The sequence below is a fragment of the Bradyrhizobium sp. NDS-1 genome (assembly GCF_032918005.1).
GTDB classification, from domain to species: domain Bacteria; phylum Pseudomonadota; class Alphaproteobacteria; order Rhizobiales; family Xanthobacteraceae; genus Bradyrhizobium; species Bradyrhizobium tunisiense.
This window is the reverse complement of record NZ_CP136628.1, coordinates 5,969,284-5,983,114: the sequence shown is the minus strand read 5'-3', so window position 1 is coordinate 5,983,114 and position 13,831 is coordinate 5,969,284. Positions and strand designations below refer to the sequence as shown.

Genomic DNA, 13,831 nt, shown 5'->3' with positions numbered 1-13,831 from the left:
GGTCCGCATGAACCGCCGACTGGACAATGACCGCACCATCCGCGCTCCCCGCGGCAGCGATATCAGCGCCAAGAGCTGGCTGACGGAAGCGCCGCTGCGCATGCTGATGAACAACCTCGATCCCGACGTCGCGGAGCGCCCGAGCGAGCTCGTCGTCTATGGCGGCATCGGCCGCGCCGCGCGCGACTGGGAGAGTTTTGACCGGATCGTTGCGGCCCTGCGCAGGCTCGAAGCCGACCAGACGCTGCTGGTCCAGTCCGGCAAGCCGGTCGGCGTGTTTCGCACCCACGCTGACGCGCCGCGCGTGCTGATCGCGAACTCCAACATCGTGCCGCACTGGGCGACGCTCGATCATTTCAACGAGCTCGATCGCAAGGGCCTGATGATGTACGGTCAGATGACGGCCGGCTCCTGGATCTATATCGGCAGCCAGGGCATCGTGCAGGGCACCTACGAGACCTTCGTCGAGGTCGGACGTCGCCATTACGGCGGCAGCCTCGCCGGCAAATGGATCCTCACCGCCGGCCTTGGTGGCATGGGCGGTGCGCAGCCGCTGGCGGCGACCATGGCCGGCGCCTCGATGCTCGCGGTCGAATGCCAGCCGAGCCGCATCGAGATGCGGCTACGCACCGGTTATCTCGACCAGCAGGCTGCAACGCTCGACGAAGCGCTGGCGATCATGGCTGACGCCGCGAAGACGAAGCAGGCCATTTCGGTCGGCCTGCTCGGCAACGCCGCGGAGATTTTTCCTGAGCTGGTGCGCCGCGGTGTCAAGCCCGACATCGTCACCGACCAGACCAGCGCGCATGATCCGGTCAACGGATACTTGCCGAAGGGTTGGACGCTCGCCGAGTGGGAAGCCAGGCGGGGCTCCGATCCGAAGGCGGTCGAGCGCGCCTCCAAGACCTCGATGGTCGAGCACGTCCAGGCCATGCTGGACTTCCACGCGCAGGGCATTCCGACGCTCGACTACGGCAACAACATCCGCCAGATGGCGCAGGACATGGGCCTCAAGAACGCGTTCGATTTCCCGGGCTTCGTGCCCGCCTATATCCGCCCTCTGTTCTGCCGCGGGGTCGGCCCGTTCCGCTGGGCCGCGCTCTCGGGCGACCCTGAGGACATCTTCAGGACCGACGCGAAGGTGAAGGAGCTGATGCCTGACGACAAGCATCTGCACAATTGGCTCGACATGGCGAAGGCGCGCATCAAATTCCAGGGCCTGCCGGCACGGATCTGCTGGGTCGGCCTTGGCGATCGTCACCGGCTCGGCCTTGCCTTCAACGAGATGGTGGCGCGCGGCGAGTTGAAAGCCCCGATCGTGATCGGCCGCGATCATCTCGACAGCGGCTCGGTGGCAAGTCCCAACCGAGAGACCGAGGCGATGAAGGACGGATCGGATGCGGTGTCCGACTGGCCGCTGCTGAACGCGCTGCTCAATTGCGCAAGCGGCGCGACCTGGGTCTCGCTGCACCATGGCGGCGGCGTCGGCATCGGCTATTCGCAGCACGCCGGCATGGTGATCGTTGCTGACGGCACCCCGGAAGCGGCCAAGCGGATCGAACGTGTGCTCTGGAACGATCCTGCGAGCGGTGTGATGCGCCATGCCGACGCGGGCTACGACTTCGCGATCGACTGCGCGCGCGAGAAGGGGCTCGATCTGCCGAGCCTTTCCACGTAACGCCTTCAGTCGCTCTCCAGAAGCCTCGGCATCGTCGTCTTCGCGCCGTCCATGAATGTCTGGACGGCGTCGCGGACGATCGCGTCGAGGTCTGATGGAATCGGCGTCTCGTAGATGAACTTGCGGATAGCCAGATAGAAGATGCGGCCGTGCAGGCCCCAGAACAGCTCGGTCTCGCGTTCACTCAATGCGTGAGCCTTTGCGTCGGGTAGCTTCAGCTCGTGGCGCAGCTCGGCGGCCGCGGGCTCGATGATCTCGCGTCTGACGATGTCGAGATAGCGGCTGGTGATGCCGAACGACTTCATGCCGGAGAACACGAAGATCCGCACCCAATTGTACTCGAACACGCGGTCGACATAGTCGAGATAGAAGCGTGTCAGCCTCGCTTCCAGCGACAACGAACGATCGCGGATCATCGGTCCCCAATCGGGTGACCAGCGGCTGAGATAAACCTCCTGATAGACCCGCTCGATCAGTGCTTCCTTGCTCGGGAAGTGGCGATAGATCGCCGAATGCGTGATGCCCATGCGCTTGGCGAGCTCGCGGGTCTGACCCTCGAAGCCGCGCTCGGCGAAGAAGCGGATCGCCTCGTCCACGATCGCGCGCTCGCGGTCAGCGGCACGCATGTTGCGGCGCTTTGGCGCAGACTTGCTGCCTGTCTCGGTCCCCTTGCGGGGCGGTCGCTTCGCCGTTCTCTGCGCTTTTCGGGCCATTTCGTCGCTGAATCGCACGCCTTGCTTCCTTCATAGCCCAAGGTGCTTTTGTGACCAAATGGTCAGTTCCTGTTGACGACCCTTGGGGGCCGTGTCAGGATTTTGAGACCAGATGGTTACAAATCTGGCGTCCCCGGCTGATGGGCCGAGGTATCTCGAGGAAACGGCAGTGAAGGCGAGGGCTTTCAGCTATTTTCGTGCTGCGACAATCGACCAGGCGCTCGACGCTCACGCGCGTGCCGGCGACGATGCGCGTTTCATCGCCGGCGGCCAGAGCCTGGTGCCGGCGCTGTCGCTGCGGCTCCAGGCGACGCGGCTGCTGATCGACATCACCCACATTGACGAACTGCGCGGTGTCAGGCGCGAAGGCGATGCTTTGCGCATCGGCGCGCTGACGCGCCATTGCGAGATGCTGAGCGAGCCGTTGATCGCCGAGTTTGCGCCGCTGCTGCACGCGGCGGCGCCGTTCGTCGCGCATCCGGCCATCCGCAACCGCGGCACGTTCGGGGGCAGCATTGCCCTCGCCGATCCCGCCTCCGAATTTCCGGCGATGACGCTGGCGCTCGATGCCGAGGTCGAGATCGCCGGCCCTTCCGGCCGCCGGCGCGTCAAGGCCGACAATTTCTTCATCGACCTGTTCGAGACCGCGTTGCAGGCTGGCGAGCTGATCACCGCAATCTACGTTCCGCTGTTCAAGGTCGGTCAGCGCTTTGCCTTCGACGAGCTGGCGCGGCGGCGCGGGGATTACGCGCTGGTCGGGTGCGGCATGCTCGCAACCTGCACCGACGAGCGTATCGACGACATCCGCATCTCTTTCTTCTCGGTCGGAAATACGCCAACGCGGGTGAAGGGGGTTGAGGCCACATTGATCGGCGCGAGGCTGGATGCGGAACGCATCGCGGCCGCGCAAGGAGCGCTCGAAGGCGATCTCGCGCCGCCCGACAGCGACGAGGTGCCTCCGGCGATGCGCCTGCATCTCGCGCGCGTGTTGCTGGGACGCCTGCTCGGACGTCTCGGAGAGGGCGCATGAGCAGCTTCGACGAAACTCTGCTGGACGAGACCGACGAGACGGTGCGCATTCGCCTGGTCGTCAACGGCCGCAAGATCGCCTGTGAGGTCGCGCCGCGCGAGACGCTGGTCGATTGTCTGCGCGACAAGCTGGAGCTGACCGGTACGCATGCGGGCTGTGAGATGGGAGCCTGCGGCGCCTGTCTGGTGCAGATTGACGGCCGTGCCGCGCATTCCTGCTTGATCTTTGCGGTGCAAGCCGACGGCGCCAGGATTGAGACGATCGAAGGTCTGACCGAGAGCGGAGTGATCGCCGACCTCCAGGCTGAGTTCCACCGCCGCAATGCGCTGCAATGCGGCTTCTGCACGCCGGGCATGTTGGTCAATGCCCAGGAGTTGCTCTCGCAAGCGACGCAGCCGAGTCGGGAGGACATCCGCGACGCACTTTCGGGCAATTACTGCCGCTGCACCGGCTATGAGGCGATCATCGACGCCATCGATGCTGTGGCGAAAGCGCGCCGCGAAAGCGGAGGCGCGACATGAGTGCGCCGCTGACCTCGATCGACCGCCCGAACTCCTATATCGGCCGCTCTGTGCCGCGGCCCAACGCAAAGCGCCTGCTCGCCGGGCGCGGGCGCTATGTCAGCGATCTCAGGCTGCCACGCATGCTCCATGCTGCGTTCCTGCGCAGCCCGCATGCGCATGCGAGGATCGTCTCGATCAATATCGACGAGGCGCGCGCGCTCGAAGGCGTGCATCTCGTTGCCGCGGGCGCCGAGCTCGCCAAGATCTGCACGCCTTGGACCGGCACGCTCGATCATTTCAAGGGCATGACCTCCGCGCCGCAACTGCCGCTGCCGCTGGATCGCGTGGTCTGGGCCGGGCAGGCCGTGGTCGCTGTCGTCGCTGAAACCCGGGCGATCGCCGAGGACGCGCTGGAACTGATCGAGGTCGACTACGAGGATCTTCCTGTGGTCGTCGACATTGACGGCGCACGAGAGGCCGGCAGTGCGCTGGTCAATCCCGGCAGTGCGAATAACACCTGCTTCCGCAGCCAGCTCGAGAGCGGCACTGTCGATGACGCCTTTGCGCATGCCGCCCACGTGGTGGAAGAGGAGTTCACCTTCGGCCGCCACACCGCGGTGACGCTGGAGCCGCGCGCCATCGTCGCCGACTACGATCCTTCTGCCGGCATGCTCACCGTGCATCACGGCACCCAAACGCCGTACCAATTCCAGGACCTCTATTCGCGGCATTATGGCATCGCCGAGGCCCGCGTTCGCGTGATCGCAACTGACATCGGCGGCTCCTTCGGGATGAAGCTGCATGTCTATCACGAGGACATGGCGGTGGTGGGCCTCTCGATCCTGCTGGGCCGGCCCGTGAAGTACGTCGCTGATCGCATGGAATCCTTCGTCTCCGATATCCACGCCCGCGACCACCGCGTGCGCGCCCGCATGGCGCTGGATGCCAAGGGCGAGATCCTGGCGATGGACGTGCTCGATTTGACCGCGATCGGCGCGTTCTCGACCTACCCGCGCACCAGCGTCGTCGAGGGCAACCAGGTGATCCGCCTGATCGGCGCGCCCTATCGTTTCAAGAACTATCGTGCTGCCCTTGAAGTGATCTTCCAGAACAAGGTGCAGACCAGCCAATATCGCGCCGTCGGCCATCCCATCGCCTGCGCCGTCACCGAGCGGCTGGTCGACATGGCTGCCGCGAAGATTGGCCTCGATCCCTTCGCCATCCGCGTGCAGAACGTGATTGCGGATCATGCCTATCCGCAGACGTCGCCAACCGGATACCGCTTCGAGGCATTGTCGCATCAGGCTTGCCTGAAGCGGCTGCGTGAAATCATGGACTATGACAGCTTGCGTGCCGAGCAGGCGGATTTGCGAAAGCGCGGTGTTCATCGCGGCATTGGTATTGCGACCTTTGTCGAGATCACCAATCCCAGCCCCGCCTTCTACGGCGTCGGTGGCGCGCGAATCTCGTCACAGGATGGCGCGATCGTCAGTCTGACCCCGTCGGGCGAGGTGCGTTGCCTGATCTCGGTCACTGAGCAGGGGCAGGGCACCGAGGCGATCATCAGCCAGATCGTTGCCGATCAGCTTGGCCTCGCGCAGGAGCACGTCAAGGTCGTCACCGGCGATACCGAGGTGACGCCGCATGGCGGTGCCACCTGGGCCTGCCGCGGCGCCGGCATCGGAGGGGAAACCGCGCTGCAGGCCACGCGCGCTCTCAAGCGCAACATCCTGGAGATCGCCGCGCTCATCTTGCAGGAGCAGCCGTCGGCACTCGATATCGTCGATGGCAAGGTGGTCGACGCCGCGACGCGCAACACGCGCCTGCCGATTTCCGAGATCGCGCGCATCGCCTATTTCCGCTCCGACACGCTTCCGCCGGGCACACAGGCGCAGCTCACCGTAAGCCATCATTTCGCGCCGCAGGGCTATCCGTTTGCCTTCACCAACGGCATCCAGGGCTGCTCGCTGGAGGTCGACGTCGAGACCGGCTTCATCAAGCTCCTGAAGCATTTCATCGTCGAGGATTGTGGCCGCGTCATCAATCCGATGCTGGTCGACGAGCAGCTTCGCGGCGGTATCGTGCAGGGGCTGGGCGCGGCACTGTTCGAGGAATGCCGCTACAGCGAGACCGGCCAGCTCATGAACGGCTCGCTCGCCGATTACCTTGTTCCGATGGCAATGGAGATGCCGGACATCGTCATCGCCCATGTCGAGACGCCGACCGCCGACACCGAGCTCGGCGCCAAGGGTGTCGGCGAAGCGGGCACCGCCGCGGCCTCGGCTGCCGTGCTCAACGCCGTCAACGACGCGCTCGCCCCGTTCGATGCGACGATCAATTCTATCCCGATCACGCCTGCCAAAGTTCTGAAAGCCCTGAAGCGATTCTAGAAAAAAGACCATTGGAGGAAACCATGCCCAAATCCGGCTCGACCCCGAGAATAACCCGCCGCACCGCGCTCGTCGGCCTTTCGGCCGGCGCAGCTTTGCTCGCCATGCCCCGGATCGGCCGCGCGGCCGACGAGACGATCCGCATCGGCTTTCCGACCCCGCTCACCGGCCCCTTCGCGGCGGAAGCGCGCGATCAGGTCAAATGTGCCGAGCTCGCGGTGAAGCTCGTCAACGACAAGGGCGGCATCGGCGGCCGCAAGGTCGACCTCTTGGTACGCGACGACAAGCTCAACGCCGGTGAGGCCGCGACCCGCACGCTCGAGCTGATCGAGAAGGACAAGGTTCATGCCGTGGTCGGCGCGCTCTCCAGCGCGGTGCAACTCGCGGTCAACGAGGTCACGCGCGCCCGCGGCGTGATCTACGTCTCGATCAGCCAGTCGGACACCATCAACGAGGCCAAGGATTTCAGCAAGTACACCTTCCACGAGGCGCTCAACCCGCACATGACGACGGCGGCAGTGGCGCGGCAGACCCTGAAGAAAGGCATGAAAGTTGCGCATCTCGTCGCCGACTATGCCTACGGGCATGAAATGCTGCGCGGCTTCAAGCGCGCGCAGGCGGCGATCGGCGCGGACAATGTCGGCGAGATCCTGCATCCGTTCGGCGCTGCCGACTATTCCACCTTCATGCCGCGCCTGATGTCGATGCGGCCCGACGTGCTCTGCATCTCCAATTTCGGTCGCGACCAGGCCAATGCGATCAAGCAGGCGGTGGATTTCGGTGTCAAGCAGCAGATGAAAATCGTCGTGCCCGTCATCCTGCACAACCAGCGGCTCGCGGTCGGCCCCGATGTGTTCGAGGGCGTGGTCGGCGGCGCCAATTACTACTGGGGCCTGGAGGCGCAGAGTAAGTCGGCAGCCGCGTTCAACGCCGCGTTCAAGGCCGCCAATGGCGGCGCCATCCCGACCGATTACGGCGCCTACGGCTATTCGGGTGTCGGATCGTTGCTGGCCGCGATGCAGACCGCGGGCGGCACCGACACCGACAAGGTCGTCGATGCGCTCGAAAAGCTGCAATACGATCTGACCAAGGGCCCGCAGCACTACCGCAAATGCGACCATCAATCGGTACAGTCGGTGCTGGTGCTGGAATCCAAGAAGAAGTCGGCCATGGCGGGCGACAACGATTTGTTCGCGATCCTCGCCAACGCCGCAGGCTCGGACGACATGCTGCGCAGTTGCAGCGAGCTCGGCCACGCCACCTGAAGCCTGACCGATGGACCTGTCGCTGATCATCATGCAGCTTCTCTCCGGGATCGCCCTTGGGGCGGTCCTGGTGATCACTGCGCTTGGGCTGACGATCGTGTTCGGCATGCTCGGGGTGGTCAACTTCGCCCATGGCGCGCTGTTCATGATCGGTGCCTATGCGGGACTGTATCTGGCATCGCTCACCGGCAGCTTCTGGTGGGGGCTGTTGCTCGCGCCGATCCTGATCGGCGCCTTCGGCATGCTGATCGAGTTCGTCCTGATCCGCAGACTCTACGGGCGCTCGATCGACGATCCGCTGCTGCTTACTTTCGGCCTCAGCTATGTCCTGGTCGAGGGCGTGCGTATCGTATTCGGGAGCGACGGAATTCCGTTTCCGACCCCGCCGCAGCTGATCGGCGTGCTCGATCTCGGCATCGGATTCTTCCCGCGTTACCGCCTGTTCGTCATCGCGCTCGTGGCGGTGGTGTTGCTGGCGCTCTGGCTGGCGTTGGAGAAGACCCGCGTCGGCCTGATCGTGCGCGCCGGCGCCCGCGATCCCACAATCATGCAGGTGCTCGGCGTCGATATCGGCCGGGTCTGGCTTGCGATCTTCGGACTTGGTGTCGGGCTTGCCGCGCTGGGCGGCGTGCTCGCGGGGCCGATGCGCAGCGTCAACCCGGAAATGGGCTCTCTGGTGCTGGCCGAAGCCTTTGTCGTCACCGTGATTGGCGGCCTCGGCTCGATCGTCGGTGCGGTTGTGGCCGGCCTCATGGTCGGCATTTCCATCAGCCTTGTCGCGCTGTTCGCGCCGGAGATGGCGACCATCGTCATGTTCGCGTTGATGGCGGTAGTGCTGCTGATCCGCCCGCAGGGCCTGTTCGGCGTGAGAGGGAGGACAGCGTGACGCACCCTTCTGGCGGCGAGGCTCTCGCCAAATCTGCGTCGGGCGGGCTCGACCGGATTCTCGACCACCGCGTGCTGCTCTCGATCATCGTTCTGGCCATATTGCCCTGGCTGCTGCCGTCCAAGGCGCTGGCCGTCAACGTCCTGATCTACGGCATCGTGGTGATGGGCTACAACCTGCTGTTTGGCTACACGGGGCTGTTGTCGTTCGGTCAGGCGGCGTTCTTCGGTGCGGGAGCGTACTTCACCGGCATTGCGATCGGCCGCTACGGCGTGCCGTGGTTTGCCGCGGTCGCGCTTGCCGTACTGCTCAGCACCTGCCTCGCGGCGGTGATTGGAATCATCTCGACGCGCACCCGCGGCATCTATTTCTCCATGGTGACGCTCGCGCTGGCGCAGCTCGTCTACTACGTCGCGCTTCAGGCGGCCTCCTTCACCGGGGGCGAGAACGGCCTGCGCGGCTTCACCGTCGACCGCATCAGCCTGTTCGGCCTTCAGGTCAATTTCCTCGACCCCGTCAACAAGTACTACGTACTGATGGCCTTTGCGGCGCTGGCGATGTGGTTCCAGTCGCGCATCCTCAACTCGCCGTTCGGGGCCGTCATCGAGGCGATCCGCGAGAACGAACAGCGGGCGCGGGCCTGCGGCTATGACGTCGAACGCAGCAAGCTGCTCGTGTTCATGCTGTCGGGCGCGATCTCGTCACTCGGCGGCTGCATGCTGGCGCTGCATCTATCGATCGTGCCGCTCGACATCTTGCACTACCAGACCTCGGGCATGATCGTGATGATGGTGTTGCTCGGGGGCGCTCGCAGCTTCTTCGGGCCCTTCGTCGGCGCGGCCAGCTTCCTGATCCTGGAGGACGTCATCTCGCTCTGGACGCCGCATTGGCAGATCTTCGTCGGCGCGATCTTCGTCCTGTTCGTGCTATTCCTGCCCAAGGGCATCTGGGGAACGCTGCTGGACGCTCTCGGCGTCGGAAAGGCGCGGCCGTGAGCGAGGAGTTGCTTCGCGCCGAAGGGATCGGCAAACGCTTTGGCGGCTTCGTCGCGCTCGAAGGCATCACGGTGTCGTTCGCAGCCGGCCAGCTCACCTCGATCATCGGGCCGAACGGTGCTGGCAAGAGCACATTCTTCAACATTCTCTCCGGTGCGTTGACTCCGACGTCGGGCAATCTCCATTTCAAGGGGCGCGAGCTCAACGGCCTGCCACAGCACCGCTTCGTCCATCGGGGCATTTCGCGCTCGTATCAGATTACGAACATCTTTCCGGACCTGTCCGTCCACGAGAACGTCCGCGTGGCGGCGCAGGCACTGTCCGTGAGCTACGACATCTGGCGCAACCGCACCCGGCTGTCCGAGCTGAATGCGCGTGCTGACGGTGCGCTCGAGGCTGTCGGATTGCTCGGCAAGCGCAGCGATCTGGCAAAGTTCCTCGCGCATGGCCAACAGCGGGCGCTGGAGATCGCGATCGCGCTGGTCTCGGAGCCGGAACTGCTGCTGCTCGACGAGCCGACCGCCGGCATGGGGCCCGAAGAGACCAAGGAGATGGTTGCGCTGCTGGAGCGCCTCGCCGACAAACGCACCGTGCTCCTGGTCGAGCACAAGATGAAGATGGTGCTGGGCCTGTCCAAGCGCGTCGTCGTGCTGCACCACGGCCGCCTGCTCGCGGACGGCGCGCCCGACGAGATCAGGAGTAATCCGGACGTCCGCCGGGTCTATCTCGGACAGAGTGAAGGCTATGGCTGAGACAGCACTGCTCGAAATCGAGGACCTGCACGCCTGGTATGGTGCCAGCCACATCCTCCACGGCATTTCCCTGCACGTGAAGGAGGGCGAGGTGGTCGCTCTCGTCGGCCGCAACGGCGCCGGCAAGACCACAACCTTGCGGGCGATGATGGGTCTGATGCCGAAGGCGACCGGCCGCGTGCGCTTCGCGGGCAGGGAGCTCCTGCCATTGCGTGCGCATCAGCGCTTCCACCTCGGCCTCGCGTACGTGCCCGAAGAGCGTCGCATCGTCCCGGGCCTGTCCGTGCGCGAGAACCTCCGGCTCGGCCTCGTCGCTGCCGGCAGCGGCATCGAGGAACGGGCGGCGATCGACGAGATCGCCGAGACCTTTCCGCGCCTGAAGGAGCGCCTCGACCAGGAGGGCGTGACGCTCTCCGGCGGCGAGCAACAGATGCTGGCGATCGCGCGCGCGTTGATTGCGAGGCCCAAAATGATCCTGCTCGACGAGCCCTCGGAGGGCATCATGCCCGTTCTGGTCGAGGAGATGGGCGCGCTGTTCCGCCGCCTGCGTGACGAGGGCAAGACGCTGTTGCTGGTGGAGCAGAACGTCGAATGGGCGCTCCGCTTGGCCGATCGCGCCGTGATCATCGACCAGGGCGAGGTGGTGCATCAGAGCAGCGCCGCGGCGCTGCTCGCGGACAAGGACATCCAGGAGCGCTATTGCGCGGTGTGACCTCAGGCCACGACCTTGGCCCCGGCGCCGTCGAGGCGGAATTGCTCCTTCGCCAGATAGTCGCCAATCGCATCGCCCGGCATGGGTTTTGCGAAATAATAGCCCTGGATGAAGTCGCACCCCAGGCGGCGCAGGGTGTCGAGCTGGGCGCGAAAGCGTCGAACTGCGCCCGCATCAGATCCGGATTGTCGGCCGGAACGCGAAACAGCCGCATTGCGGCGGCGAGGTGAGACTTCAAATCGGCAACAGGCATTGAAATACGAGCCCCTGAAAACGCGGCCGATCTTGCATGGTGGCGGTAAAGGGCGCGTTAGATCGATCGTGCGCCAAGGGCCAGCGCAGGTTGCACGCTACCGCGGACATTTCGGGCCCGTGCGTTGGTGAGGCGGCGTTAAGGATAGGGGCCGCAAATGCAGCGCTTTGGCTGCAAAGTTCTGCAAAGCCGCGCTACGCTTTGCTAACCACGCGCGTCGGACTGACGACCTGCCGCACCTCTCCCGGTCCGGGAAAGGTGCCAGGCCGAATCCGATCGCCGCTACTTCTTTTCCAGCGCCGCGGTCTGCTTGGCGAGTTGCTTGTCGAATTCTTCCGACAGGCCGGTCACATAGGTCGCAAGCTCGCCCGGTTTGACGAATGGATTCGGCGCGCCGTCCTTCATCTGCGCTCGCTTGGCCTGCATGCCATAGACCTCCGGGTGTGGCCCGAGCAGCACGTCGATCTTCATCGCCTTGGCCTTGACGTAGGTCGCCCGGTAGTCGTCGACGATGCCCGGATAGGTCGGCTGGCCGACCAGCCTGTTCAGGGCCACCGTGCCGCTGCAGAAGAACAGCACCTGGCGGTTCTGGTCGCCGTCCCCAACGGTCATCTCCCAGCTCGTGCAGCCGGGCGAATGGCCGGGCGTTGCATGTGCGGTGAGGGTAGCGTCGCCGAGCGTGACCTTGTCGCCTTCCTTCACCGTGCGGTCGACCTTCACCGGGGGAAAGGTGAGATCCTCGTTCTTCTCTTCGCCGGGATAGTAGCCGCCTTCCAGCAGAGGCTTGTCGCGCTCGCCGGCCACGAGCTGCGCACCGGTCTCCTTCTTGATCTCGGCAAAACCGCCGGTGTGATCGAGATGCGCGTGCGAGTTGAGGACGATCTTGATGTCGGCAACCTTGAAGCCGAGCTTGGCGATGTTGTCCTTGATCATGCCGGTTGACTGGGGCATTGCCGTATCTATCAGGATCAGGCCCTGCGATGTCTTGATGACATAGACGGCAATGCCTTCGGTTCCGACATAGTAGATGTTGCCGATGAGCTGGAACGGCTCGAAAGGTGCTGTCCACTTCTGCATGACCGACGCCAGGAAAGCCTTGAGGGTCTGTGCTTGCGCGCCCGTCGCGAACAATGCCAGTGCGCACAGCGCGGCCGTGAATGTTCTCATGGTTTTCCTCCCATAGTGTTCTTGTCGTTCTGATCGGGCGGATGTCGGGGCTCGACCGCGCGCAGGTTACGTTGCAGCCGGCGTTACGGGCAACGGCTTCGTATGAGGAAAATTTACGTGCCGCGCGGGAACAAGAGCGTGTCGACAGAAAGCCACTTTAGGTTGATCGCGGGAGAAAGGGATCAGGCGAGAGCGGCCTGGCGTTCCTGCGCTGGTTCGCGGGCGCGCTCGATTTTCGAGGGCTCCGCGAGCCGCGTGAAACTGTGCCGGCTCGCCTGCCCGGGCGCCTCGAGGATAACGCCCTCGCAGACGATCTGTCCGCCGAGCATCTTGAATTCCAGCTTGTCGTAGCGCGGCATCGTCTCGCCGGGGGCGGGTGGCAGCAGCCCAACGCTTCCCTGAATGTTCAGCGTGGCCTCGCCGGTGCCGTGCAGCCGCGGATTCCACATCCTGATCCCGGTTTCCGCCCAGCGCTGCCGGATCAGCGCGGTGCGATCGGCAGGTTCTGCGGCCCTTGCGCGGCCTTTCGGCGTGCTGAGGCTCTCGGCAGAGGGAGACACGAGAGCCGGCTCGATGTCGGTGGCGACGCCGGCTGTGTCGGGGGTACTCTGCGCCGCGGCCACCGCTGTGACGGGCGCAGCAACGTCCGCAGCACCCGGCTCGGTTGCCGCCATGGCGCCGGGGAAAGGATCGCTGTGGAAACGAGCCTCAGGGAATGGCTCTGCCAGCCCCTCGCTGCCGACAAGCGTGACACACGGCTCCTCTACGGTCGCCTCAACATCCACCATGACGGCAGGGGAACTATCATCGTTGACGGCGAGAGCGCGGGCGGCATCCGGCGCGCTCTCGACACCGACGGACGACGGCGATGCCTCCTCCGCGACAACGAACCCAGCGTCGGTCGGTTCGCTGACGACGCCGACCGCGGCCGGGTCCGGATCTACGGCCTCGACGTTCGTCGAGATTTCAATAGCCGGGTCATCGCTGGCGACGGATTCATCGGCTGTCGCGATTTCGATCTGGATGGTCGAGACCGAAGCCCGCTCCACGATGACCGGTTCGATCTCCGACGGCGTCTCCCGCGAAGAATCGTCGCTGCCGCCGGCATCGGCTGGGGCTGCCGGCGGGCTCTCCGCCATGACAGAGATGGCGACGTCAACTTCGGCGGACCGAGTCGCGCACGCGATCTCGACGTCGTCGCGCGCCGAAACTGCGCTGATATCGGTGATTTGAGCCGGAGCGGCTTTCGTGATGTTCTCGGCCGCGATGCCTTCGGCGATGACGGACGAGATGTCTGCGGTGAGCGGGTTGACGTCAATGCTGCCGCCATGCGGCACGGGCCGAAGCCGGGTGAATGCCCATTTCACCGCGGGGATGCGGCGCAGCAACGATATCAGTCTCGAAAGCACTAGGAGTTGTCCAAGAGGTACTCGGCGTGAGGCAATCGCTGATTCGTCAGCAATATGAAAAACTGCCCCGGTCGTCAC

General features: G+C 64.7%; 12 protein-coding genes. 9 read left to right on the top strand and 3 right to left on the bottom strand.

Going from position 1 to position 13,831, the window contains the following annotated elements; genetic code table 11:
• Positions 1 to 7: 7 nt before the first annotated feature.
• On the top strand, positions 8 to 1,678 hold the full coding sequence (gene hutU / locus RX330_RS27870; RefSeq protein ID WP_317240597.1) for a urocanate hydratase: 1,671 nt from the start codon (positions 8 to 10) through the stop codon (positions 1,676 to 1,678).
• 5 nt (positions 1,679 to 1,683) lie between these two features.
• Here hutU and RX330_RS27865 read toward each other — a convergent pair whose 3' ends face one another.
• Positions 1,684 to 2,304 carry a TetR/AcrR family transcriptional regulator gene (locus RX330_RS27865; protein ID WP_212080972.1) on the bottom strand — a complete coding sequence of 207 codons (621 nt, stop codon included), beginning with the start codon at positions 2,302 to 2,304 and terminating at the stop codon, positions 1,684 to 1,686.
• A 256-nt stretch (positions 2,305 to 2,560) separates the two neighbouring features.
• On the opposite strand from RX330_RS27865, the gene RX330_RS27860 reads away from it, so the two are divergent.
• Genes RX330_RS27860 through RX330_RS27825 form a run of 8 tightly spaced genes read left to right on the top strand, consistent with a single transcriptional unit; the run spans position 2,561 to position 10,924 of the window.
• Positions 2,561 to 3,421, top strand: a complete 861-nt coding sequence (locus RX330_RS27860) for an FAD binding domain-containing protein (RefSeq protein ID WP_317240596.1) — start codon at positions 2,561 to 2,563, stop codon at positions 3,419 to 3,421.
• Positions 3,418 to 3,942: a (2Fe-2S)-binding protein gene (locus tag RX330_RS27855; protein WP_317240595.1), complete on the top strand. Its 525-nt coding sequence runs from the start codon at positions 3,418 to 3,420 to the stop codon at positions 3,940 to 3,942. The genes RX330_RS27860 and RX330_RS27855 overlap by 4 nt, the downstream gene beginning before the upstream one ends.
• The gene (locus RX330_RS27850) at positions 3,939 to 6,314 is read left to right on the top strand and encodes a xanthine dehydrogenase family protein molybdopterin-binding subunit (RefSeq protein ID WP_317240594.1); all 2,376 of its coding nucleotides are present in this window, start codon (positions 3,939 to 3,941) and stop codon (positions 6,312 to 6,314) included. The genes RX330_RS27855 and RX330_RS27850 overlap by 4 nt, the downstream gene beginning before the upstream one ends.
• 23 nt (positions 6,315 to 6,337) lie before the next feature.
• On the top strand, positions 6,338 to 7,579 hold the full coding sequence (locus RX330_RS27845) for an ABC transporter substrate-binding protein (protein WP_317240593.1): 1,242 nt from the start codon (positions 6,338 to 6,340) through the stop codon (positions 7,577 to 7,579).
• Positions 7,580 to 7,589: 10 nt separating this feature from the next.
• On the top strand, positions 7,590 to 8,465 hold the full coding sequence (locus tag RX330_RS27840) for a branched-chain amino acid ABC transporter permease (RefSeq protein WP_161966383.1): 876 nt from the start codon (positions 7,590 to 7,592) through the stop codon (positions 8,463 to 8,465).
• Positions 8,462 to 9,460 carry a branched-chain amino acid ABC transporter permease gene (locus RX330_RS27835; protein ID WP_212080977.1) on the top strand — a complete coding sequence of 333 codons (999 nt, stop codon included), beginning with the start codon at positions 8,462 to 8,464 and terminating at the stop codon, positions 9,458 to 9,460. Before RX330_RS27840 ends, RX330_RS27835 begins: the two co-directional genes overlap by 4 nt.
• Positions 9,457 to 10,212, top strand: a complete 756-nt coding sequence (locus RX330_RS27830) for an ABC transporter ATP-binding protein (protein WP_212080978.1) — start codon at positions 9,457 to 9,459, stop codon at positions 10,210 to 10,212. Before RX330_RS27835 ends, RX330_RS27830 begins: the two co-directional genes overlap by 4 nt.
• Entirely contained in the window at positions 10,205 to 10,924 is a 720-nt protein-coding gene (locus RX330_RS27825) for an ABC transporter ATP-binding protein (RefSeq protein ID WP_212080979.1), read from the top strand. The genes RX330_RS27830 and RX330_RS27825 overlap by 8 nt, the downstream gene beginning before the upstream one ends.
• 535 nt (positions 10,925 to 11,459) lie before the next feature.
• Here the strand turns inward: RX330_RS27825 and blaBJP are convergent.
• Both blaBJP and RX330_RS27815 read right to left on the bottom strand, forming a co-directional pair.
• Positions 11,460 to 12,344, bottom strand: coding sequence for a BJP family subclass B3 metallo-beta-lactamase (gene blaBJP / locus RX330_RS27820; RefSeq protein WP_317240592.1), 885 nt, complete (start codon positions 12,342 to 12,344; stop codon positions 11,460 to 11,462).
• A 182-nt stretch (positions 12,345 to 12,526) separates the two neighbouring features.
• Positions 12,527 to 13,732, bottom strand: a complete 1,206-nt coding sequence (locus tag RX330_RS27815) for a hypothetical protein (protein WP_317240591.1) — start codon at positions 13,730 to 13,732, stop codon at positions 12,527 to 12,529.
• Between the last annotated feature and the right edge of the window lie 99 nt (positions 13,733 to 13,831).